Raw genomic sequence first — 20,770 nt, 5'->3', positions numbered from 1 at the left:
CAGTTCCGTCCTTTCAACCTGCCGATTGCCAACCGACGCAAGCCGTCGGATGTCATGATATCGGTCCGTCCGTGGCTACGCGGACGGGCAGGAAATCAGCCTCTCCTTGCTTTGGCGTCCCGACGGCTCGGCTTGAGACCAGTTGCTCAACCTCCGCATACGAATAGCCGAGCCGCTGCAGCCATCGCTCAGTGTCTGCTCCGAGCGTCGCAGGTGGTGAAGGCACCGAAAACTCCTCATCCAGCCGGAACCCCGGCCGCGTGATTCGTAACGGCTGCGCACCGTCTTGTTCTGGCGCCAAAGTCTCGACGAATCCGCGCTCAAGGACCTGTGGCTGCTGCAACACTTGCGAGACCGTCAGCACACGGCCGGCAGGGACACCAGCCAGATTCATTTGGGCCTCCCATTCCTCAGCGGGCTTGCAACTCAATGCCTTGTTCAACTCCGCGCTCAGCGCAGCGCGGTTGACCTTGCGCATCTCGCGTCCAGCAAAGCGTGGATCCGCCTTCAGGTCCGGTCGGTCGATCAGGTCGCATAGGGCTTGGTACTGCTTCTGCTCGTTGGCGGAAATGTTCAGCGGGCCCGTTGCGGTGCGGAACGTGCCGGAGGGAGCCGCGGTAAAGTTCTCGTTGCCGATGGGCTGCGGCTCGATCCCGGCGTTCAGGTGGTTGGAGACGACCCATCCCATCGCCGCAATGGTGGCCTCGAGCAGGGACACGTCGATGAACCGACCCCGTTGCCTATGCCGCTGGTCGACCAGAGCCGCGGCGATAGCAAACGCAGCAGTCAGTCCCGCAATCGTGTCCGAGATCGGAAAGCCCGTGCGCAGGGGAGCCGAGGCTATATCGCCGGTGACGCTCATGGCTCCGGAGAGACCCTGGACGATCTGGTCATAGGCCGGACGGGCGGACCACGGTCCGCTCTGCCCAAAGCCGGAGATCGCGCAGTAGACCAGACGCGGGTTCAGCCTGACAAGCACATCAAAGCCGAGGCCAAGGCGTTCCATCACCTTCGGCCGGAAGTTTTCGAGCACCACGTCGGCTTCCTTGACCAGTCGCAAGAACACCTCGCGGCCCGCTTCCGATTTCAGGTCCAGTGCAATCGATTGCTTGCCGGCGTTCACAGCAACAAACGAGAGTCCCTGCAGGCGCTCCGCTCTTTGCGGATCCGCGCCGAGGCGCCGCGCCAGGTCGCCGCCGTTCGGATTTTCCACCTTAATGACCTCCGCGCCAAGGCGCGCAAGATGGTAACCGCAGAACGGACCCGCCAACACGTTTGACAGGTCGAGAACGCGGATACCGGCTAGCGGCAGAGACATCTGAAGAGCCTTCTTGTAGGTGATCCAATAGCGAGCGCTTAGTACGCAACTTATTTCAGTTGCTGCGCAGCACGTTCCGCGAATCGATTCGTGAAGGTCTTGATCAGGTCGATCTTTGCGGCTGCGATCTTCGGATCAAAGTCGCCTAGGACAGCCAGCGGGATCTTGGCCGCGTCGATGTCCATCTGACCGGTTGGCGAGAACAGCGCTTTCGACGCGTTGATGATCTCGATGTTCACCTCGCGATTGTCGGTCTTGTATGCAGGAGGCATCGCGTCGACGAGCTGCTCCGCCGTAACCGTGTTGATCCAGCGATGAGTTTTGAACAAGGCGTTGACGAGGCGCTGGACCGTTTCCGGATTTTTGTCGATGAAGGACTGCTGAAGGTAAAGGCACGCGGTCGGATAGATTCCGCCAAAGGCCTGCCTTGAGCCTTCGACCGTGCGCGCATCGAACAGCGGTGTCGCACTCTTCTTGCGCGCGAGAAGGGTCGCAATCGGATCGAAATAGACGAGCGCGTCGATATTCTTGGCCTCGAGCGCCACCATGCCGGGTGCACCACTGCCAACCGCGATGATGCTTACATCGCGCGAGCCCAATCCCGACTTCTTGATGTAGTAGCGCGCCATGGTATCGGTCGAGGACCCCGGCGCCGTGATCCCGAGCTTCAGGCCCTTCAGACCGGCACCCGTCTTGACCTTGTCAGCGAGGTCGCCGCGGACACCGAGCAACACGCCGGGAATGTCATTGAGCAGGAACACGCAGGAAATTTGCTTGCCTTGGGCCTGCATCTGAATGGTGTGATCATAAAAGCCGACGGTCCCGTCCACCGAGCCGCCGATCAACGCCTGCAAAGCCTTCGAGCCACCGGCCTGGAAGTTCTCGACGGTCACGTCAACCCCTTCTTCCTTGAAGGCGCCCAGCTTCACGCCAAGTTCGAGAGGCATATAGTTGAGGATCTGTGACCCCACTGCGATCTTCAATTTTGTCTTCTCGGGCTCGGCGGCATAAGTCGAGATGACCGGGAATGCGGCTATCGCGATGACCAGCATCAGTCGTGGAAAAGCGTGCATGGGAAACTCCATGAGAATGGGAGAGCGGTACGATCAGGCTTCGTGGGCAGGTGCGGGCCGCCAGACCAGGAGCCGTTTTTCCGCGCGGTCGACAATGGCATCGAGAGCAACGACGAAGGCGGAGAGGACGATGATTCCTGCGAACACTCCGGTCGCGTCGAGGACGCCCTCGGCCTGCGCAATCAGGTGCCCCAATCCCGCGGACGAACCGAGATATTCGGCGACCACTGCTCCCATCACAGCCATGCCGACCGACACCCGCAGGCTCGACAGGATCCACGTGGTGGCGGACGGTAGGTAGACATGGCGCAGCAGGGAGGACTTCGATGCACGTAGCAGGCGCGCATTCGCGAGCACGACCGGATTGACCTCGCGAACGCCCTGAAAGGTGTTGAAAAAAGCGACGAAGAGAACCAGCGTCACGCCCAGCGCGACCTTGGAGGTGAGGCCCAATCCGAACCAGATGACAAAAATGGGCCCCAGCAAGATGCGCGGGATCGCATTGAACACCTTGATGAAGGGCTGAAGGACCTCGGCCGCAAACGGGCTTAAGCCCAACCAGATACCAAGCGCCGTGCCGATCCCGATACCAGCCAGGAAAGACAGGACCGTCTCCAGCAGTGTTATGCTGACATCGGTCCAGAAGTCGGCCGTTGACGTCCACTCTCCGATCCTTGCGATGAGTGTCGACGGGGCCGGAAAGAAGAACGGGTCGATCAACCCGGCCCGCACGCCCAATTCCCAGATCAGGATCAGCCCAAGCACGATGGCGAACTGCGTGAGAGCGACCTTACCCCTGCGTGGCATAGCTTTTCTCCACTTCGGCGCCGAGCAGCGACCAGATTTCACGGTAAAGCGCGACGAACTCGTCGGTGGTCTGTAGCGCGGAGAGGTCGCGGGGACGAGGCAGCGTGATCCGGACATCGCCAACCATGCGGCTCGCGGGACCGGCAGACATCACAACGACGCGGTCCGCCAGCGTGATCGCCTCATCGAGGTCATGGGTGATGAAAACCAGTGAGCGCCGGTCCGCCTGCCAGAGGTCGAGCAGGATACGGTGCATGAGGCGACGGGTGTGAACGTCCAGCGCTGAGAAAGGCTCATCCATCAGGACGATCTTCGGCTGCATGATCAGGGTCTGCGTCATGGCGACCCGCTTGCGCTGGCCGCCGGACAATTGGTGCGGATAGCGCTCCTCGAACCCTTTCAAGCCAACCTTGGCGAGCCAGGGCCGCGCCTGTTCGCGCGCTTTCGCGATCGAGCTGCCCTGAAACACCAGCCCGAGGCCGACATTGTCCTGGGCTGTTTTCCAGGGCAGCAGCCCTTCCTGTTGCAGCATGTAGCCGGACTGACCGTTCAGGCCCCTAAGCGATTTGCCGAAAATGCGAACCTCGCCGGCGGCCGGCTTCAGCAGTCCGGTGACAGTATTGAGAATAGTCGATTTTCCGCAGCCGGTCGGCCCGACTACTGCAACGAATTCGGTTTCGCCGACCTGGAGGTTCATGCTTTTCACGGCGGTGAAGTCGCCGAAGCGAATCATCACGTCGCGCAGGTCGACGGCAAGTGCCGGCTGCCCTTCCATTGTTTCGCTCCGCAGAACCTGTTCTAAGCCTCAAAACAGGTAACTGGCGCTACATCCGGTGTCAATTGCATTCTGCAACATAGAACCCAGATGGGCATTGAATACTGGACTTTCTATCCATTCTTGATATCTGTTCTGCACGACAGAACACGATGACGAGGACTGTATCAATGGCAAAGACAGGGGTTGATGCGGTCGGGCGCGCCCTGGCGATCCTCAAGGCCTTCGGCGCTGAGCGCGCAGCCATGACGCTGACCGAGATTGCCGAGGCGACCGACTTCTACAAGAGCACGGTCCTTCGCCTTGCCGCATCCCTGGAAGCGGACGGATTCCTGGTGCGGGGGACCGACCGGCTATTTCGACCCGGACCGGAGCTATGGCGCCTTGGGGCGCTCTATCAGCGTGGGCTGGACCTCGGTGACCTGATCAGACCCTCGCTCCATCGTCTGGTCGAAGCAACCGGAGAGACCGCATCCTTCTACATCGCGGAGGGCGATGAGCGCATTTGCCTTTATCGCGTTAATTCTCCGCGTTCCGTCCGGCATCACCTCGAAGAAGGACAACGATTGCCGATTGATCGCGGCGCTGCGGGCCGCGTTCTTACCGCTTACCGCGATTTTGCATTAGCTGATGGAAAGAAGATCAGAGATCGTGGCTTCTACATCTCGATCGGCGAGCGTGATCCTGAGGTTGCGGCCGCAGCGGTGCCCGTAATCGATGTCTATGGCAAATTGCGGGGCGCGCTCTCAGTCTCCGCCATTCGCACTCGCTTTGATGCAGATGCTCGGAAATCTGCCGTTGAAGTGCTGAAGTCCGAGGCTAAAGCGCTGATTGGTTTGCTGCCTGCAACTGAGCGCTGAGCTACAATGGCAGCGTTCTGTTTATAACGCACAGCTCAGCGGGTGCCGCAATGGCCTCTCCTGAGCGTAGCGCGCATTTCTCGCATTGTTGCGGCCTGCAGATCATCCTCGATCTCGACGCCACCCATCCCTACACGGACATCAGGAGGGAGGCTTCTTCAAGGCTATTACGCTGCTCGTGTGATGTGTGCTGGTGCGCGTGTTCTGGAGCCGTCATGGCCTGACGGCCAAGCTGCGGCGCGCCGACATCGATGCAAGCGCGGTTAGGACGGTTCGCGGATTGTGCGGCCTAAAGCCGGATGGGGTTAGACCGAATCGATTTGGGATTGAACGAAGCCGCTGTCGCGGCGTGCGTGGCGAGGTGGCGTAGATCGCCTCCTGGCTGAGAGGATGTGGGTGTTGGAGCCCCCCTCAGACAGGGTATTGAGATGGCCGATTTGAGCCCTCTTCGCCGCCGCATGATCGAGGACATGACAGTCCGCAATCTGTCGCCGGCGACGCAGCGATCCTACATCGGCGCGGTTTCGAAGTTCAGCCGCTATCTCGGCCGATCCCCTGAGCGGTTGGAGCTGGAAGACGTCCGGGCCTTCCAGGTGCATCTGGTCTCGACCGACATCTCATGGCCGGCGCTGAACCAGATCATCGTCTGTGCGCTACGGTTTTTCTACGGCGTCACGCTCGGCGAGGCGCTCATCCCGGAGCGCATTCCCTATGCGCGAGAGCCCCGCAAGCTGCCGGTCGTTCTCAGCGCCGACGAAGTGGTGCAGTTCCTCGAGGCGGTGTCGAGCCTGAAGAGCCGCGCCGCGCTCACCACCGCCTATGCGGCCGGCCCCAGGGCCTCCGAGGTCGCGGGACAGCGGATCGAAGACATCGACAGCACCCGCGGTGTCATCCAGGTGCGCCACGGCAAAGGCGCGAAGGATCGCAACGTGATGCTGTCGTCCCAACTGCTCGGCATCCTGCGCACCTACTGGCGGCTCGCCCGGCCGCGGCTTTATCTGTTCCCTGGGCGTGACGAAGGTCACCCGATTGATCCGACCGTGTCGCATGCCGCCTGCCGCTCGGCGGTCAAGGCTGCGGGCCTGACCAAGCGCGTCACGCTGCACACGCTGTGCCACAGCTTCGCGACACATCTTCTGGAGAACGGAATCGACATCCGGATCATCCAGGTTCTGCTCGGGCACAATAATCCGTCGTCGACGGCGCGCTACACGCAGGTCGCCAACCATACGATCCGGGCGACCCAGAGCCCGCTCGACCGCCTGTCGCTGGAGGTGACGCCACCGGCATGACAACGGCTCCGGGATCCGGCTTATGCCCCCCCGACGTCCGTCCGCACCGACCCGCCATTGAGACATTGCCGATATCTTGCGCCGGCATGGCGACGCCTATCGTCGTGACCATGCCGGTCATCACGGTCGCGTCGAGCGGCGGGTGATGAGCGCCATTGTAGGGTGCCGAACCGAGGCGCTCGGCGGCCGCGTCGAGGCCCGCAATGACTGCGGCATGACGCGGATCGCCTATAATTCCTGCCGGAATCGGCATTGTCCGAAGTGTCAGGGGCCAGCCCGAGCCGCGTGCCTTGCCGCGCGAGAAGCCGACCTGCTGCCGGTTCCCTACTTCCACGTCGTCTTTACGCTTCCTGCACCGATCGCCGCGATTGCTTTCCAAAACAAGGCGGTCGTCTATGCCATCCTGTTTAAGGCCGCCGCCGAGGCGATGACCGACGCTTGCTGCCAATCCGCGCCGGTTCGGCGCGGAGATCGGCGGCGTCGCGGTCCTGCACACCTGGGGACAAGCGCTAACGCATCATCCCCACATTCACTGTGTCGTGCCGGGCGGCGGCCCGTCACCTGATGGAACACGCTGGATCGCCAGCCGACCGAACTTCTTCCTGGCCGTCAAACCGCTGTCCCGGCTCTTTCGCTGGCTTTTTCTCAAACGCCTGATCGGGGCCTTCAACGCCGGCGCTTTGCGCTTCTTCGGCGATCTTCTCTTGCCGAACTCGACACTTTCGCTGGTCGCATCAAAGCCATGCAGCGCGTCAACTGGGTTGCTTACGCCAAGCGGCCCTTCGGCGGACCCGCACAGGTGCTGGCCTATCTCGGCCGATATACCCATCGCGTCGCGATCGCCAACAGCCGGCTCGTCGCACCCGACAACGATCATGTTGCCTTCACATGGAAGGATTACCGCCAGGACGGCGCGACAAAGATCATGAAGCTCAAGCCCGACGAGTTCATTCGCCGCTTCCTGCTTCATACGCTGCCCGACGGTTTCCATCGCATCCGCCACTTCGGCTTCATGGCCAACCAATCGCGCTGCCAAGCTCGGCCTTTGCCGCGAACTTCTCGATCATGAGACAGCCCCAAACGACAGCCAGCCGCCGCCTGTGGATTTGGAAGCTCAAACCTGGGCCGAAGTTCCTGCCTCTCCCGATTGTGGTGGCGTCATGCGCATCATTGAGCGCTTTCGACACAGCTTCAGACGCTCCAGCCCTCGAACATCACCGTTCCGATGCGACACATCATGAGCCAAGTCATGCCGTGCACGACGATCATCATTCGTCATTTCGCTCCCAGCGTCTCGATCATCGCGGACGATGTCGACTCCGTGCTTTCGCACTCCGCGACAACAACGGTCCGATGCAGCAAAATGCCTATCGCGATCTCCAGTGAAGCGCGTCTGATCTCAACTCTTCCCCGATGCGCACATCTCGTGTCTCTGCCTCACGCGCCGAGCCAGCAGATCGGGCCTTCCGATCTCGAACGTGCTGCATGCTCTGGTCCTCGTCTTCGGCCAGAACGAACTTCAAACTGGATTAAGCCCGAGGGGCAGGGTCAACCACCCACGCCTTCCTCGGCGGTGCAAAATCCATGCGCCAGATTCGTGTGGGCGTCGGCGGCGCCACTACAACGATCGCGTAGTTGCGCCCCAGCGCATCCAGTACGAGGGCAACCTATGGCGTGAGGACACCACGCGGCAATCCTCAGCGCGCGGCAATCCTCAGATGGGCTGTGACGGGCGTCTCTTGGAGACTCGTACGACTCTCACGGCTACTCGCCGTTCCCAGCCGGTGGTCGGCCGCAGTCGACTCTTCTGGCGCGATTTGGCGGATTGTTAGCAAAGTTGCGCGACTGTCCGACCGCCTACATCTGTTCGTCGGAGCCGTGGCCTCTCGCGAGATCCCGTGTCCGTTGCATCGTGCGGGAAAAATATTCGTCGCGCTCGCGGCGCACGCGCTCTTGATGCGCTCTGAAATTCGCGACTCGTTTGCTGATGTGCTCTCGCTCGGAGGTGTCCCAGCTCAACCGCGGGGGAGAATCGGGTGGGGAAGCTTTTGCGATTGGCGCGATGGGTGCTATCAGCTTTGGAATAGGCGCTACGCTCCGTGCGCGTTCTACGAGTGCCGCGGATTGTTGAACCAGCGCCTCCAGTTCCTTCTTCCAGTTCATCTTCCATGTTCTCCGAACGGTCATGGGAGCATGCTAATTTGGTGCGGTACGCTCGTCCAGCTACCCCTTTTGGTAGTTGCGAGGCCGCGGCTTGTCCGCAAAATAGTGGCCGATGAGTCATTTGGGCCGATGAAATTCGCGGCTTCCCTGCTAGGAGAACCCACCCACGTGACCTTCGTCACCCAAGTGACGCAACAGGATGGAAGATCAGAACGATGCGACCTGGGTCAAACCCGTCGGCTGTGCCTGGTCTCTGGCATGAAAGCATGATCGCCCAGGCTCGCCATACTCGAACTCCTCAAGCGAACTACGCTGACGCCGAAGCAGCGGAGATTGTGCGTCAGTGCGCGAATCGTTGCCGGCCCGAATGGTCCGACCAGAACTACTCTACAGTATTGCTCAAATGGGAGACGGGAGTGGCGAGCGGTGTTGTGAAATGCGACGAATGGTTTCGGCTTTCATTCAGCCGGATGGGAGCGGCTGCGGGAAGGGCAGGCAGTCTCTTACGAGCTTAAAGTCGACCCGAGGCGTGGTAAAAGCAGTGCGGAAAATCTGCGTGTCTGATTTCATGTCGTAGGCGTCTGGCCTCAGCCCCCCGCCCAAGTCTGGCGCTTACCTCGGAACGACCCCAGCCGCTTTAAGCACTGGGGTCGTTTCATTTCTCGCCAATTTTCGACGTTTCGCGGGTCCGAATACAAGAGAACGTAGCTAGCGATGCTCGCTAGCGCATCGCCTCTTTGTCCCGTTTGGTAGACGGGTAACAGTCAGTCCGCCCGCTCGTCATAGCGCGATTTGCAGGCGCTCGCGAGCGGCTTATTGGTCGGAAGGTTATCCTCGCCGAACATCCTGGACTGGAGGTGGTGGCGCCGGCGCTGATCAAACCCGATACCGTGCTGCGGCGCGAGTTCAACAGTGTGGACCAACGAAGGGATGGGAAAGCTAAGTAAGGACTCTCGAGTCGAGAGGGCTACGATATCAGGCTATTGCTGCGCGAGCTCCCTTCGCCGGACGTTGGATCCGGTCAAGGTCGCCAGCCTCGAGGGCTCACAACCAGGCAATTCGTAGATTCTGGGCAGGCTCGTCAACCCACTCCATCAGGAGCCTTCGGGGATCTCGGGGAGCACGACGCCGCACCTGCGGCCGCGTTTGTGCATGCGCTCGCCGCGCTCTTTGTTCAGCCACACGCCTGGCGCGTACGCTGAAGCTGCAACCGCGTAGTCGCCCTTCAAGTGCTGGATGATCCTCGCCAGTAATGATAGCTCGTCACGCAGCGGCGATGATCGTTTACCTTCACATCAATAATTGTCGGGGCAGGGCTGGATTGACTTTACCTTAATTGGGCGGGGCCATCTTTGGTTGAGTGCTCGTCCAGTCGCCACGCCATTATGGGATCGCTCTCCGCCCTAGAGCCTCTCGTCCTGGAGGTTGGCAATCCTCTTGGCGCAGCGAACCGGCTAGAACTGAAAATCGAATTTTGAGATGCACGAAGGCAATGCCGAACTCACCTATCGGAATTCCAAGGGGATTTTGCTGAGCCGGGACATTTCAGGCGTCCACCACCGATCCGTGCCCCTCGTAGTCTAATTTATGTAACCGCGGAACGTTTCGTCCATCATTAGGGCTTCGCACGGACCAACATACGGCCCGTTGGCATCGCGCGTTGAAGCCTACTTGGGATTCAAAGCCGGAGCGGCTGCTAGCATCAATGCTAAAGCTCGATCCGTCCTCCTAATTCAGCCAGCGCATGCGACGGCACCTTGAAACATCGCGCTTCCGATCGGCATCAAGCGTCGGCGCCTATCTGGGTCTTACGCCTCGACGCAACCACTCTGGCGAAACTGGGCAAGATATCACGATGGGGCGACCGTCTTCTCCCAACCTACCTGTACGAGGCGGCGATCGTCCTGCTTCATCGAACGAAGAAATGGTCCTCTCTTAAGGCTTGGGGCATGAAGCTCGCTAAGCGGATTGGCATGCGAAAGGCAAAGGTCGCCATCGCGCGCAAACTCGCCATCCCTCCTCACTGTATCTGGGTCTACGGCACATCGTTCGACTGGGGCCAGGGGAAGGAAGCCTGATCCGATCTTGTAGAGTTCCTGGTCCGGTCTGCCGGACTGGCGATGTCCCGCTGGGACCGTGTTGTGGCGACCTCGGTCAATCAGGTGGTGGCGGCTCGTCCGCACTCCGCTGCAAACGTTGAGGCGCCCGACCCCGACATCATCATAAGGCGCTGCGCGACCTCGGAAAGGACCATGATCCCAGCGAAGACCTTAACCAGCCCCGGGCGATCCAATGCACGTATCAGCCGGCCCGCGCCGTCTCCGCAATCCGGACCAGCTCCGACGGCGCGAGCACTACCACCGTGCCGTGGGCGAGTTCAGAAATGTAAGTTTGACAACAAACCGCAATTAAAGGGCCGATTGACACCCAGCGCGCGCGTACGCAGGCGACGCAATGGCGGCTCCCCGGAGATCATGATCCCCGAGCGCCCTGCTAAAGCTGCCGAAGCAGTGCCGGGACATTGTGAGTGAGACCTCCTCTTCGGTGTTGGCAGCTCGGCAATCTGCAGGCCGTCCGAGCGCACGAAAGGCATCACGATGCTATTGCACCGTCCGTTTGGGGGGCGAAGCGCAGCGCCTGGTGGCGGGCGACGCAGCTCTTCGAGTAAGGTCAGGCCCTCTTTCACGATGCCAGCCGGAACGACAGTCCCACTCAGGACGCCAGGAGGACACCGAGTGCCGTTTGTCGTGTGTCAACTATCAACTCTCGCAGTTGATGGAGAGAACGACCCATGCGACCGTAACGATCGGATACCACCGATGCAGGTCGATCAACATCCGGAGAGACGCCCATGCCATGCGGCGCCACGCCCATGGTTGAAAAATGCGTACAAGCAGCGGCTGATCATCGACAAATGAAACGGGCGGATCCTTCGTACAGTGATGTTTAATAATGACGAGTGACGGCACAGAATCTTCGCTCCGCATCTGGCTCGCCGTCATCGTGCTAGGCATCGCCTCGTTTCACATCGTGTTGGCAGAGATAGCACCTATCGGGCTGTTGTCTCAGATTGCTCGCGACCTCGGACGAGATCAGGCAGCGGTCGGGCTCACGGTGGCCCTCTATGCCTGGATCGGTGCTGCCAGCGCTCTGTTGTCGCCCGTTCTGCTTCAGAAGTTTCCTCGCAAGCCGCTAGTCATCGCCTTAACTATTATCCTTTCCGCAACAACGTTTGCGGCGACGATGTCTCACACTTTCGAAGGGTTGTTGCTGGCACGCACGGTGGGCGCTGTCGTTCACGGTTTCTATTGGGCCATTGCGGCTGTGGTTGCGTCTAAGATTGCGCCGTCCCGCAGTATGGGTGTTGCGACGGCAATCGTATTCGGCGGGATCTCGATGGCGACCGTTGTTGGCGTGCCGCTCGCGAACTTCGTCGGTCAGGTGAGCGGATGGCGTGCAGCGTTCAGATTAATTGGCGCCATCGGACTGATCACCTCAGCCCTGATGGTGGCAGTTCTTCCGAAAATGCAGGCCGGGACGCCAGCGGGATGGAGAGAGCTTGGATCAGTCTGCCGCAGGCATGACCTGTTGGGGATCTATGCCGTAACGACATTCATGGCGGCGGCGCATTTCGGGGCGTACACATTTATAGAACCATTCCTCAACGAGATTCCAAACGTTGCCCAAGTCATGATTGGCGCGCTGTTGTTCGGCTTTGGCGGAGCAGGATTCCTGGGGAACATCCTGGCGGGCGTCCTCATCGACCGCTTCATGAAGCCCATCATTACTGCGGGGCTGCTTGCTCTGTGTCTGGCGCTCGTTGGCCTTGGATGGTTTGGTCCCCAGTTGGGGACAGGCCGGGTCCTTGTCTTGCTGGTCATCTGGGGCGCGGCCGTCGCGGCGCTGTTCGCGGGACTCCAGACCTGGATCCTACGCGCCGCCGGTTCGACAGTGATGACTGCTGCCGCGATGCACTCGGCGGTCATCAATTCGGCCATCGGCTTCGGAGCCGTCCTTGGCGCCCAGGTGTTGACTGTAGCCGGCCCATCAGGAGTGATGCTGGCAGCTGGTATGGTCGTCATCATCCCTCTGCTGATAGTTCTCCCGCAAGCGGCCCCAGAGGGTGATCTAAAAAAGGGGGCGTTGCTTGATGGATAACGCCGCAGCCGTGCGCACGGCGCGGATCGCCGCGTGCCCTACCACGAATGTCGCACGAAACCTTCCGCTGGTACGCGAGCTTTGGACCAAAATGTTCGTGCAGCCCGGCGGACCGGTCGAAGGGGGTGAAACACCACGCCAGGCCTTGCCCGAGAACTCGTTGAGGAACTCGGCATCGAAGTTTCTGGCGATGTACGCGAACATCTCGGGGGATTGCGCCGTTGCGGCATTGCGAGGAGCATTCGGTCGAGCGGTCTACCGCACTGCGGGACACTTTTGCACTCTTTCCACACAACAATGTCTCTGTCCTGAGATTACCCCGCATTCTAGCATCATAATTGACGCTACCCGACAGACGGGCAAGCTCGCCTTCTTCATCCGGTGAGCGTCCTCACGCTGGCGTGTGACGCGCTTCTCGATGATCGGTCCTATCGCGCTCAACCGAAGGCACTCTTTGCTGGCTCTTCCGAGGCGCTGCCGAGCAGCTGAGCCATCATCGCCTTCCTGCGCGAAATGAGCAAGCTGATGACGTCTACTTGCGTGCTTTCCTGATTGAGCGCTCACCAGCATCACAATGGCATTCCAGCCAGCGACTTCGATCAATTGCGTCCTTAGACCCACTGGGATCTCAAAGCCATGGTCTAGAACTGGGCTTAGTGTCAATGAACTCGCATGATGGTGCCGAAGACGAGACGCAAGATCGGCGCGGCCTCTAGATCAAGTTTACGCTCTTGAGCGCATTGTGGCAGGTCGCTTCACTCGTTTCGGGATGGCCGTCGCATTGGATCATCGGCCGGTGGTGGGACGTGTCTGCGGATACCCATATCCGCGAACTCGCAGGCACCTACACATCGATGCCCGCGTCGGCCAAAACCACAGGCTCAAGAGGGAGCTCATGCGCGGCGGCCTTCGCATCAACTTCTGACCTCGTGGACAAAGGCGGCGCACTCATCGTTGACAAGAGAGAGGCGCGGCTACGTCCATGATCCAATAGGTGCGTGCACGAAAATCGAGCTGTTCCAGAAGCTCCTAAAATCGGGCTGCAGGGCGGAGGACTCAAAACTGCGGACCGCGGAGCGGCTCGCTAGTTTGGTGGCGGTCGTCTGCCCTCTCAGCTGGCGCGTCCTCTGGCTCATCATGCTCGATCGTACGGCCCGGACGCATCACCGAAGATCGCCTTCACGGACACCGAGATCGTATTGCCCGATGAACTCATCAAGGACGTCGGCATTCAACGAGGTCGCCTTGGAACCCCCGCATTCTACTTGACCGAACTTGCACAATTGGGTGGCGACCTGGCCAGGGCCGCAGATCCGCCACCCGGAAATGTTGTCATCTGGCGCGGACTCTCCAGACACACCGGATCGAACTCTGCGCCGAAATTGGAGCGGTTGGAAATGTCGATAAATGAAGTGTCATCGAACAGTTCCACCGCTGCCGCTTTGGAATCGGCTGTTTGCGCAGTAAGCGCGAGTTTCCGGTGCGCCAACCTGTCGAGTAGATTGACTCGCCGCAACTGAGAAAACGGACTAGTGGCACACCCGATAAAAATCCATTAGCGTTAGGCTTCCTATGTTTAGTTTGCCTGATTTGCGTGTACTGGAAGTCGCGGCCGTCGTCATCGAAGAGGGCAGCATGAGCGCGGCCGGCCTCAGACTTGGCATCACTCAATCGGCCGTTTCACAAGCGATGAAGCGCGCGGAGGCGCATATTGGCGCGTCCCTCGTCCGTCGCGATCGTCGTCCCCTTGGGCCCACGGAGGCGGGGCAAGCTCTGCTCACCCACATGCGCGAGATAACCCTGCGCGTCGGACGAGCTGTCGAGGAAATGCGGGCCGCCGCAGCGCGTCCCGAACGCGAGGACCTTCGGCTCGGGATGATCGACACGTTCGCGTCCACAGTGGGACCACTGTTGGTCCGCAGCCTCATGGCGGGTTCAATCGCGCTTCGCGTGAGCGCATATTCGGGGCTGGTACCCGCGCATGCCGAGGCATTGATGCGCAACGAGATCGATGCAGCTGTCACATCGGATCCAATGGAGGGCGTTGACGAAGTTACCCGCTTACCCCTATTGCGCGAGCCATTCCTCCTGGTAGCACCGATTGCCTGGGCGGATACTCTTCGCGATCGTCCACTGGACGACCTACTACTCGAGCACCGACTTATCCGCTACACCGCGCGTTCGCACATGGGAACGCAAATTGAACGTCATCTCCGGCGTCTAAGGATAGAGCATCCGCAGACGATGTCGTTCGACACGTCGGACTCGCTGCTCTCGATGATCGCCAATGGCATGGGCGTGGCGATTACAGCACCCCTGTGCATATTGCAGGCTGCCGTCCATCGACCGGCGCTCGAAGTCATGCCATTGCCGGCGACCGGCCTCTCGCGCACGATCGCGTTGGTGACTAAGCAAGGCGGATTAGGCACGTTGGCTGCGCGAATAGCGGATGATACTCGTGTGCTCCTGCGGAACTGGACCTTGCCCCAGATCGCGGCTCAAATTCCCTGGATGGCTCGTTCCGTCGGCAGCATCGTGTTGGATCCGCTCGCTCACGAGGACGCCGCCTGCCGGTGCGTTGCGGGTGGCTCCACCCGGACTCTCGACGAACAGTATAACCCTAATTAATCATACTTATCAGCCTCCATAACATCTCCGATCTTAGCTTTAACTCTCGCCCGTCTTCGGAGAGAGTTGTTTGCGTAGCGTCCGAACCCGGGATCAGAGATGTCAGCGACTCGCACCGAAATAGACAGTCTAGGAACGCGCGAGCTGCCGCTGCGCGCCCTGTACGGCTTGGCCTCCCTGCGTGGGAGCGAGAACTTCGACATCTCACTCCAGAAGCTCGGTGATCAGCCGGCACTTCTTCGGGCACTAGCGCGCATCAAGCGCGCTGCCGCGGCGGCGAACCGTGAGCTCGGAGCCCTCGACGCCAAAGTAGCAGGAGCACTAATCGCGGCTGCGGACGAGGTCATTGCTGGTAAACACGATGGGCAGTTTATCATCGATTTGCTCGAAGGCTCCGGCGGTACATCGATCAACATGAACATGAACGAGGTTCTGGCGAACCGGGCCCTGCAAATTGTCGGTGAAAAGCCCGGCCGGTACGACGTGATCCACCCAAATGATCACGTGAACCTATGCCAGTCGACGAACGATGTGCTGCCCTCGGCGCTCAAGTTGGCGGCGCACGAAAGGTCCGGCGATCTGGTGGGTGCGCTGGAACAGGTGGCGGCCGCTCTTTCGGAGCGGGCCATTGTATTCGCTGACGTATTGCGCGTCGGCCGCACATGCATGCAGGCCGCCCAGCCGATGACGCTCGGTCAGGCGTTCGGCGGTTACGCATCAGCGATCAAGCGGCTCTCCTTGAAGCTGTCGGTGGCGCGCCAGGAATTGATGGTGCTTCCCCTCGGAGGTACTGCGATTGGCACCGGGCTCGGAGCAGTGCCGGGCTATCGCCGTGCCGTCTATGGACATCTTGCGGCAATCTTGGGCCACGCCGTACGCCCAGCCGACGACATGTTCGATGCCATGCAGAACGCCGACGTCTTCGCACGCGTGTCGTCGGAAATCCGCATCGCAGCAGAGGTAATGGCGAAAATCGCCTCTGACCTGATCATCCTTTCCTCTGGGCCAAATACGGGGCTTGGCGAATTGCGGTTGCCCGCTCTCCAGCCCGGTTCTTCGATCATGCCAGGTAAACTCAATCCAGTCCTGCCGATGATGATCCAGCAAGTTGCGTTCGCTATCGTGGGCAACGACGCCGCAGTATCTCTCTCAGCGTTGAGCGGCCAACTCGAAATCAATCACTTCGAGCCAGTCATCGCCTCGCGCCTGTTCGATTCGATCGAGCTTTTGACGCGATCGGCCAGAATATTTGCCGACCAATGCATCTCGGGGATCCGGGCAGACCGGGAACGGTCGCTCAGCAACTTGATGCAATCTTCGGCTCTTGCGACCGTGTTCGTACGGCGCCTTGGTTATGAACAGGTATCGACACTTGTGCTTACAGCCGCTGAGCAAATGCGGCCCTTCATCGAAATCGCGATCGACCGCGGACTTCTGAACCGTAGCGCGGTTTTGCAGATGCTGCACGAGAGCACCCGTTATCGCGAGAATGCCGCATGAGCCGCGATTCTGCACTTGCCCTTGTACGCGAAGGGCTCACGAGCATGCCGCGAGTCGATGCACAACGCCAGAGGATCAACCTACGAAGGTCATGCCACAGCCAACTCGCCATCGCCCTGTCTCCAACCCGATGCGGCAGATGAGACGATGCGCCGCGATGGAGAGGCCGCTTGTTCATAGGTCAGTGCTCCGGCCTCTCTTCAAGTCGTGCTTATACTGACGCGCCTGGCCGTAGTGCCAGGGGCAGTGATGGGCAAAGTCAGCAAACACGTAAGACATCGTCGATAACGTATTCTAACCGTTCGCGTGGGGCCGTCCTGGCCTTCGCCAATCTTCACATCCTGTTCGGCCGGTAGCCCGATCAAGATGTGCAAGTTCTCCGATAGCTGGTTACGGCCTGATTCACCTGATGATACATTCACGAGGCGTGATCGAGTCCCGCAGGTTCGAACACGGGCCCAAGTTTTTTCGTTCGTTCTCTGCCGTATTCAAGACGGCACTGAGGCACGCGAAATCCATCCGATGCCGAGAGGCAGCTGCGCGCGTCAGAATCTCATCCGTCGTATCGACTGGGCCCAGCTGAAGTTTCCCCACTCCCAGCCGTTGTTTATGTCGTATGCGACATTCGGTTTGAGTATAAGGTAAGGTCAATCAAGATGCTCTGGCTGTAGGCCTTGTCGATGACCGTGCCAGTGTTTACCTGGTTTGTAGCAAAAGTTAGCATCACCTTTTGTATTGGCGCCTTTGCATTTAGCTGCTTGCCATAGAGTGGCAAAGCGCAAAGGGGGTTCGCATTTCCATTCACCAATTCGGAAACGCCGCATGTTACTGGTGTGACAGTCAGTTCTCGATTGAGATCACCCCCGCTTCACGGCCGACCACATTGCCACTGCCTTGGGGCGCTTCGACTTCCCGCCTTTGGGCGATATCAATGCCGTAAGAGCTGACGCCCTTAATTTGGCCGTTAGGGCGCGCAATCGGGCCGCCAAGCAGTTTGGAGTGGCGATCAGCACGGCGATCGGCTGGATGAAGCGGGTCGATGAGACCGGCAGCGTTGCTCGGGGCCAGATGGGTTGGAAAACCATTACCTTTCTGGCGGCCCTGCGCCATGACCGGATCGACGCGCCATGGTTCATCGAGGGACCAATCATGGCGAGAGCTTCCGGATCTATGTGGAGAAGGTTCTCCTGCCGACCCTTCGGCCCGGCGACATCGTCGTCCCGGACAATCTCGGCAGCCACAAAAGCAAAGCCGTGCGCCAGCTCATCCGCTTCGCCGGAGCAAAGCTCTTCTTCCTGCCAAAATACTCACCCGACCTGAACCCCATCGAACAAGTCTTTGCCAAACTCAAGCATCTGCTCCGCAAGGCAGCCGCACGAACCGTCGATGCGGTCTGCGCCGCCATCGGCGAACTCCTTTATGCATTTACACCCGAAGAATGCGCCAACTACCTCAAAAACTCAGGCTATCGAAGCTAGTCCCATCACGCTTTAACGGCGAGCCTCCCAGGAGGCTAGCGCCGAATGCTCTGTACCTCGATCATATCCGTTCTCAGCTCAACCCGCTATCCCGATCGCTCTTGAGGACCGTGCCGGAGCGCTCGTCTGAGCTCGCCGAACTGGTTGAACATGACGATGAGAGCGATTATTCCGGCGCCAAGCTCTGCGAGCGCTTGACTGGCTAACAGTCCGTTAAAACCCGCTACCAGCGGGAATAACAGTACGGCCGGTATGAAGAGATATCCCTGCCTGGCCAAGGACACAATTGCACTGAGGCGCGCTCTCCCAAATGACTGAAGCATTGCCGTCACGAAACTCTGCACCCCAAACAGTCCAAAGAAGAGATGGAACACGATGCAGGTCGAGACGGCAAGTTCGGTGACGTACTCGTTATCGCTAAATAGGCTCACCAAAGGCCTCGCAAAAATCACAACGGCCGCAGAATACAGCACCGAGAATGCGATCGTCACGAAGAGCATGAACTTCGCAGCCCTCAATATATGAGCATAGTCGCGTGCGCCCCAACCGAAACCCAGGATAGCTTGAGCGCCAATACAGAACCCGGTGATAGGCAGTGCGCCGACCATCAAGATACGCACAGCTATTCCAACCGCGGCGATGGAATCGTCGCCGAACGGCGCAGCAGCTCCGTACAAGAGCATAACGGCAAGAGCAGATAAGATACTCGTCATTGTCGCCGGCGCGCCTACCAACGCGAGCTGTCTGATGCGATCTGCTCGCAATGATATGTGAGATATCCTGACGAGAACCGTCCCGCCAAGCTTCGTAAAATACGCGATATACAGTCCGACAGCAGAGATCTGAGACACCAGCGTTGCGAGGGCTGCGCCTCGCACGCCAAGGTCAAGTGAAAATATGAAGACGGGATCAAGCACAGCGTTCAGGATAAACGCGGTCATCATCACCCACATGCTAAATCGTGTATAGCCTTCGGCTCTTACAATGAACCCGCTGACTGTATTTAGTAGCATCGGGGTGTACCCCAACAAAACCGTTCCCGCGTAGTCAAGCGCCACGGGCATGATGGTTCGGGTAGCTCCGAGCGTTGCAAATATCCCTGGCAGATTTGGAAGCAGAGTGAGGGTGACTGTGATACCGATCGGAGCGGCGAGCGCGAGTGCCGTGCTTGCGCCTCGACTCGCTTCTAGGTACTCACGAGCGCCCAGATGACGAGATATGAACGACGCTGCTCCAACACCGATCCCCTGTCCGGCTGCGGCGAGCAGGACCACGATCGGCAAGGTCATGCTAACAGCTGCGATCGCCTGCGCGCCTAGGGCGCCAACAAAGATCGCATTGACGACCTGCTGCAGCGCATGGATCGATAATCCAACAACAGACGGAATGGCGAGCCGCAGGATAAGACTCAAGAGATTCTGGTCCGATAGATCGACGTGCTGTTTTTTCTTTGGCATCACATTGCGCTTGCTGTCGAGGGCGATTTCTGTATTCGGTCCATTCACGGACGAGTGAACTTTTCCAAATTCGACGATGGCGTACTCAGCGCAATCCTCTCCGGATCTGCTCTGGCACGCCGTGATCGCCTGGATATGTTGACGTTTTCAAAGCTGATTTTTGCCTGGGCATACGCCTCCCGTCAGTTGTAGCGAATACTGACTGAGGTGTTCGAGGGTAGCCCCCAGGTTCTGCTAGTCATATTGTGCCGTTCCGCCCTTTGGTTGAGCATCGTGCCGGTTGCGTTCACTTCTCGGGATGATGATCGGCGGGGAAACGCGGCCAGACCCTAGAGCCTCAAGTTGGTTTTGGCATCTACCGGATCTTGTAGTAGACGCTCCATCATCTGCATGGCACAAGCAATGAACGTGCTCAGAACCACTGTGGTGGTTCGATGATGTCCTGCAATCTGTACACGATATCGGGTTCCTCAGCGCGATCGAGACGAACGGCAGGCTGCCGGCCCCGGCCAGCGTGGTGATTGGATTTGCGTCAGTAAATCGCGCCGCGCTGGCCGTCACTCGCGGACACGAACTGAAAATTCGTGTGGCCGCAACCGGCAGCCTGCCAGACCGGTTCGATGAGCGTGGCTCGGACAATTTCTGCTTCGATCGAAAGACCGCCCTGACGCCGTCGAGCGGCGGGCTATCTCGTACTGCTTGGCTCAGCCGAAATGGCGGCTCAGCGTGCAGTCCCACAAACACTCGGCATCACATGAAGATATCGCAAGCATTTAAGTTCGAGGCAGCGCACCGACTTCCAAACGTCCCGCAGACACATCGCTGTCATCGGGTGCATGGTCATTCCTATCGCGTCGAGGTCGTGCTGAACGGGGCCGTCGATCCGCACACCGGATTCGTAATGGATTTCTTCAACATGGAGGAAGCGTTTGGCCTTCTTATAAAGAAGCTCGATCACCATTGCCTGAACGACGTCCCGGGACTGGAAAATCCGACGGCGGAAAATATCGCCATCTGGATCTGGGAGCACGCGAAACCGCGCCTCGCCCAACTCTCGAGCGTGAGGGTGTACGAGACGACGGATAGTTGGGCGGAATATGACGGGCCCGATCGCTGAATTCAGCGCTCATTTGGGACTGTGTCGATGCGGCGCGCCTGTCGTTCTTCGGCTCAGAAGCGGACTTGCTCGATCTGCGATTCGGCTCTTCATCCGCCTCGCCCGCGGCCAGATTTCCGCGCTCACAGAAGAGCCCTTGGATCC

Annotated in this window: 13 protein-coding genes and 3 pseudogenes; 9 read left to right on the top strand and 7 right to left on the bottom strand. The window is 59.4% G+C overall.

What is annotated here, in order from left to right; genetic code table 11:
* Positions 1-52 precede the first annotated feature (52 nt).
* The 4 genes from ACIPUD_RS24015 to ACIPUD_RS24000 are packed head-to-tail and all read right to left on the bottom strand — an operon-like array spanning position 53 to position 3,973.
* A complete protein-coding gene (locus ACIPUD_RS24015) occupies positions 53-1,318 on the bottom strand; it encodes a CaiB/BaiF CoA transferase family protein (protein WP_446481658.1) in 1,266 nt (421 codons plus the stop codon).
* 50 nt (positions 1,319-1,368) lie between these two features.
* Positions 1,369-2,391 carry an ABC transporter substrate-binding protein gene (locus ACIPUD_RS24010; protein WP_007599995.1) on the bottom strand — a complete coding sequence of 341 codons (1,023 nt, stop codon included), beginning with the start codon at positions 2,389-2,391 and terminating at the stop codon, positions 1,369-1,371.
* Between the two features lie 33 nt (positions 2,392-2,424).
* Positions 2,425-3,198: an ABC transporter permease gene (locus tag ACIPUD_RS24005; protein WP_007599993.1), complete on the bottom strand. Its 774-nt coding sequence runs from the start codon at positions 3,196-3,198 to the stop codon at positions 2,425-2,427.
* Positions 3,182-3,973 carry an ABC transporter ATP-binding protein gene (locus tag ACIPUD_RS24000; protein ID WP_007599991.1) on the bottom strand — a complete coding sequence of 264 codons (792 nt, stop codon included), beginning with the start codon at positions 3,971-3,973 and terminating at the stop codon, positions 3,182-3,184. Before ACIPUD_RS24000 ends, ACIPUD_RS24005 begins: the two co-directional genes overlap by 17 nt.
* 170 nt (positions 3,974-4,143) lie before the next feature.
* On the opposite strand from ACIPUD_RS24000, the gene ACIPUD_RS23995 reads away from it, so the two are divergent.
* From ACIPUD_RS23995 to ACIPUD_RS23985, 3 genes and pseudogenes are all read left to right on the top strand, one after another.
* A complete protein-coding gene (locus ACIPUD_RS23995; RefSeq protein WP_007599990.1) occupies positions 4,144-4,833 on the top strand; it encodes an IclR family transcriptional regulator in 690 nt (229 codons plus the stop codon).
* A 428-nt stretch (positions 4,834-5,261) separates the two neighbouring features.
* Entirely contained in the window at positions 5,262-6,125 is an 864-nt protein-coding gene (locus ACIPUD_RS23990; protein ID WP_446481657.1) for a site-specific integrase, read from the top strand.
* Between the two features lie 64 nt (positions 6,126-6,189).
* Positions 6,190-7,366, top strand: a pseudogene (locus tag ACIPUD_RS23985) (IS91 family transposase).
* 616 nt (positions 7,367-7,982) lie between these two features.
* Here the strand turns inward: ACIPUD_RS23985 and ACIPUD_RS23980 are convergent.
* On the bottom strand, positions 7,983-8,288 hold the full coding sequence (locus ACIPUD_RS23980) for a hypothetical protein (protein WP_007599988.1): 306 nt from the start codon (positions 8,286-8,288) through the stop codon (positions 7,983-7,985).
* A 1,768-nt stretch (positions 8,289-10,056) separates the two neighbouring features.
* Here ACIPUD_RS23980 and ACIPUD_RS23975 point away from each other — a divergent pair.
* From ACIPUD_RS23975 to ACIPUD_RS23960, 4 genes and pseudogenes are all read left to right on the top strand, one after another.
* A pseudogene (locus ACIPUD_RS23975) lies at positions 10,057-10,366 on the top strand (transposase); the annotation flags it as partial.
* Between the two features lie 874 nt (positions 10,367-11,240).
* Positions 11,241-12,446 (top strand): MFS transporter, encoded by a 1,206-nt coding sequence (locus ACIPUD_RS23970; RefSeq protein WP_446481656.1) that lies wholly within the window; start codon positions 11,241-11,243, stop codon positions 12,444-12,446.
* 1,572 nt (positions 12,447-14,018) lie between these two features.
* On the top strand, positions 14,019-15,074 hold the full coding sequence (locus tag ACIPUD_RS23965) for a LysR family transcriptional regulator (protein ID WP_446481655.1): 1,056 nt from the start codon (positions 14,019-14,021) through the stop codon (positions 15,072-15,074).
* Between the two features lie 99 nt (positions 15,075-15,173).
* On the top strand, positions 15,174-16,574 hold the full coding sequence (locus tag ACIPUD_RS23960) for an aspartate ammonia-lyase (protein WP_446481654.1): 1,401 nt from the start codon (positions 15,174-15,176) through the stop codon (positions 16,572-16,574).
* An 840-nt stretch (positions 16,575-17,414) separates the two neighbouring features.
* On the opposite strand, the gene ACIPUD_RS23955 is transcribed toward ACIPUD_RS23960, so the two are convergent.
* Positions 17,415-17,684 carry a hypothetical protein gene (locus ACIPUD_RS23955; RefSeq protein WP_446481672.1) on the bottom strand — a complete coding sequence of 90 codons (270 nt, stop codon included), beginning with the start codon at positions 17,682-17,684 and terminating at the stop codon, positions 17,415-17,417.
* Between ACIPUD_RS23955 and ACIPUD_RS23950 the strand changes: the two are divergent.
* Positions 17,649-18,052: pseudogene (locus tag ACIPUD_RS23950) on the top strand (IS630 family transposase); the annotation flags it as partial. The gene ACIPUD_RS23955 and the pseudogene ACIPUD_RS23950 overlap by 36 nt on opposite strands.
* An 86-nt stretch (positions 18,053-18,138) precedes the next feature.
* Here the strand turns inward: ACIPUD_RS23950 and ACIPUD_RS23945 are convergent.
* Complete coding sequence (locus ACIPUD_RS23945; protein ID WP_446481653.1) at positions 18,139-19,557, bottom strand: MATE family efflux transporter; 1,419 nt, start codon at positions 19,555-19,557, stop codon at positions 18,139-18,141.
* A gap of 706 nt (positions 19,558-20,263) precedes the next feature.
* Here ACIPUD_RS23945 and queD point away from each other — a divergent pair.
* Positions 20,264-20,626 carry a 6-carboxytetrahydropterin synthase QueD gene (gene queD / locus ACIPUD_RS23940; protein WP_085361592.1) on the top strand — a complete coding sequence of 121 codons (363 nt, stop codon included), beginning with the start codon at positions 20,264-20,266 and terminating at the stop codon, positions 20,624-20,626.
* The last annotated feature ends 144 nt before the right edge of the window (positions 20,627-20,770 follow it).

The organism is Bradyrhizobium sp. CAR08 (assembly GCF_052871955.1).
Note: the sequence above shows the minus strand (reverse complement) of the source record. Positions and strands in the feature narration are given on the sequence as shown.

Bases quoted from the DNA above. Each gene is read 5' to 3' on its own strand.
- ACIPUD_RS24010 (WP_007599995.1), bottom strand. From the start codon at position 2,391: ATGCACGCTTTTCCACGACTGATGCTGGTCATCGCGATAGCCGCATTC.
- ACIPUD_RS24005 (WP_007599993.1), bottom strand. From the start codon at position 3,198: ATGCCACGCAGGGGTAAGGTCGCTCTCACGCAGTTCGCCATCGTGCTT.
- ACIPUD_RS23990 (WP_446481657.1), top strand. From the start codon at position 5,262: ATGGCCGATTTGAGCCCTCTTCGCCGCCGCATGATCGAGGACATGACA.
- ACIPUD_RS24000 (WP_007599991.1), bottom strand. From the start codon at position 3,973: ATGGAAGGGCAGCCGGCACTTGCCGTCGACCTGCGCGACGTGATGATT.
- ACIPUD_RS23995 (WP_007599990.1), top strand. From the start codon at position 4,144: ATGGCAAAGACAGGGGTTGATGCGGTCGGGCGCGCCCTGGCGATCCTC.
- queD (WP_085361592.1), top strand. From the start codon at position 20,264: ATGAAGATATCGCAAGCATTTAAGTTCGAGGCAGCGCACCGACTTCCA.
- ACIPUD_RS23960 (WP_446481654.1), top strand. From the start codon at position 15,174: ATGTCAGCGACTCGCACCGAAATAGACAGTCTAGGAACGCGCGAGCTG.
- ACIPUD_RS24015 (WP_446481658.1), bottom strand. From the start codon at position 1,318: ATGTCTCTGCCGCTAGCCGGTATCCGCGTTCTCGACCTGTCAAACGTG.
- ACIPUD_RS23965 (WP_446481655.1), top strand. From the start codon at position 14,019: ATGTTTAGTTTGCCTGATTTGCGTGTACTGGAAGTCGCGGCCGTCGTC.
- ACIPUD_RS23955 (WP_446481672.1), bottom strand. From the start codon at position 17,684: ATGGCGCAGGGCCGCCAGAAAGGTAATGGTTTTCCAACCCATCTGGCC.
- ACIPUD_RS23970 (WP_446481656.1), top strand. From the start codon at position 11,241: ATGACGAGTGACGGCACAGAATCTTCGCTCCGCATCTGGCTCGCCGTC.
- ACIPUD_RS23980 (WP_007599988.1), bottom strand. From the start codon at position 8,288: ATGAACTGGAAGAAGGAACTGGAGGCGCTGGTTCAACAATCCGCGGCA.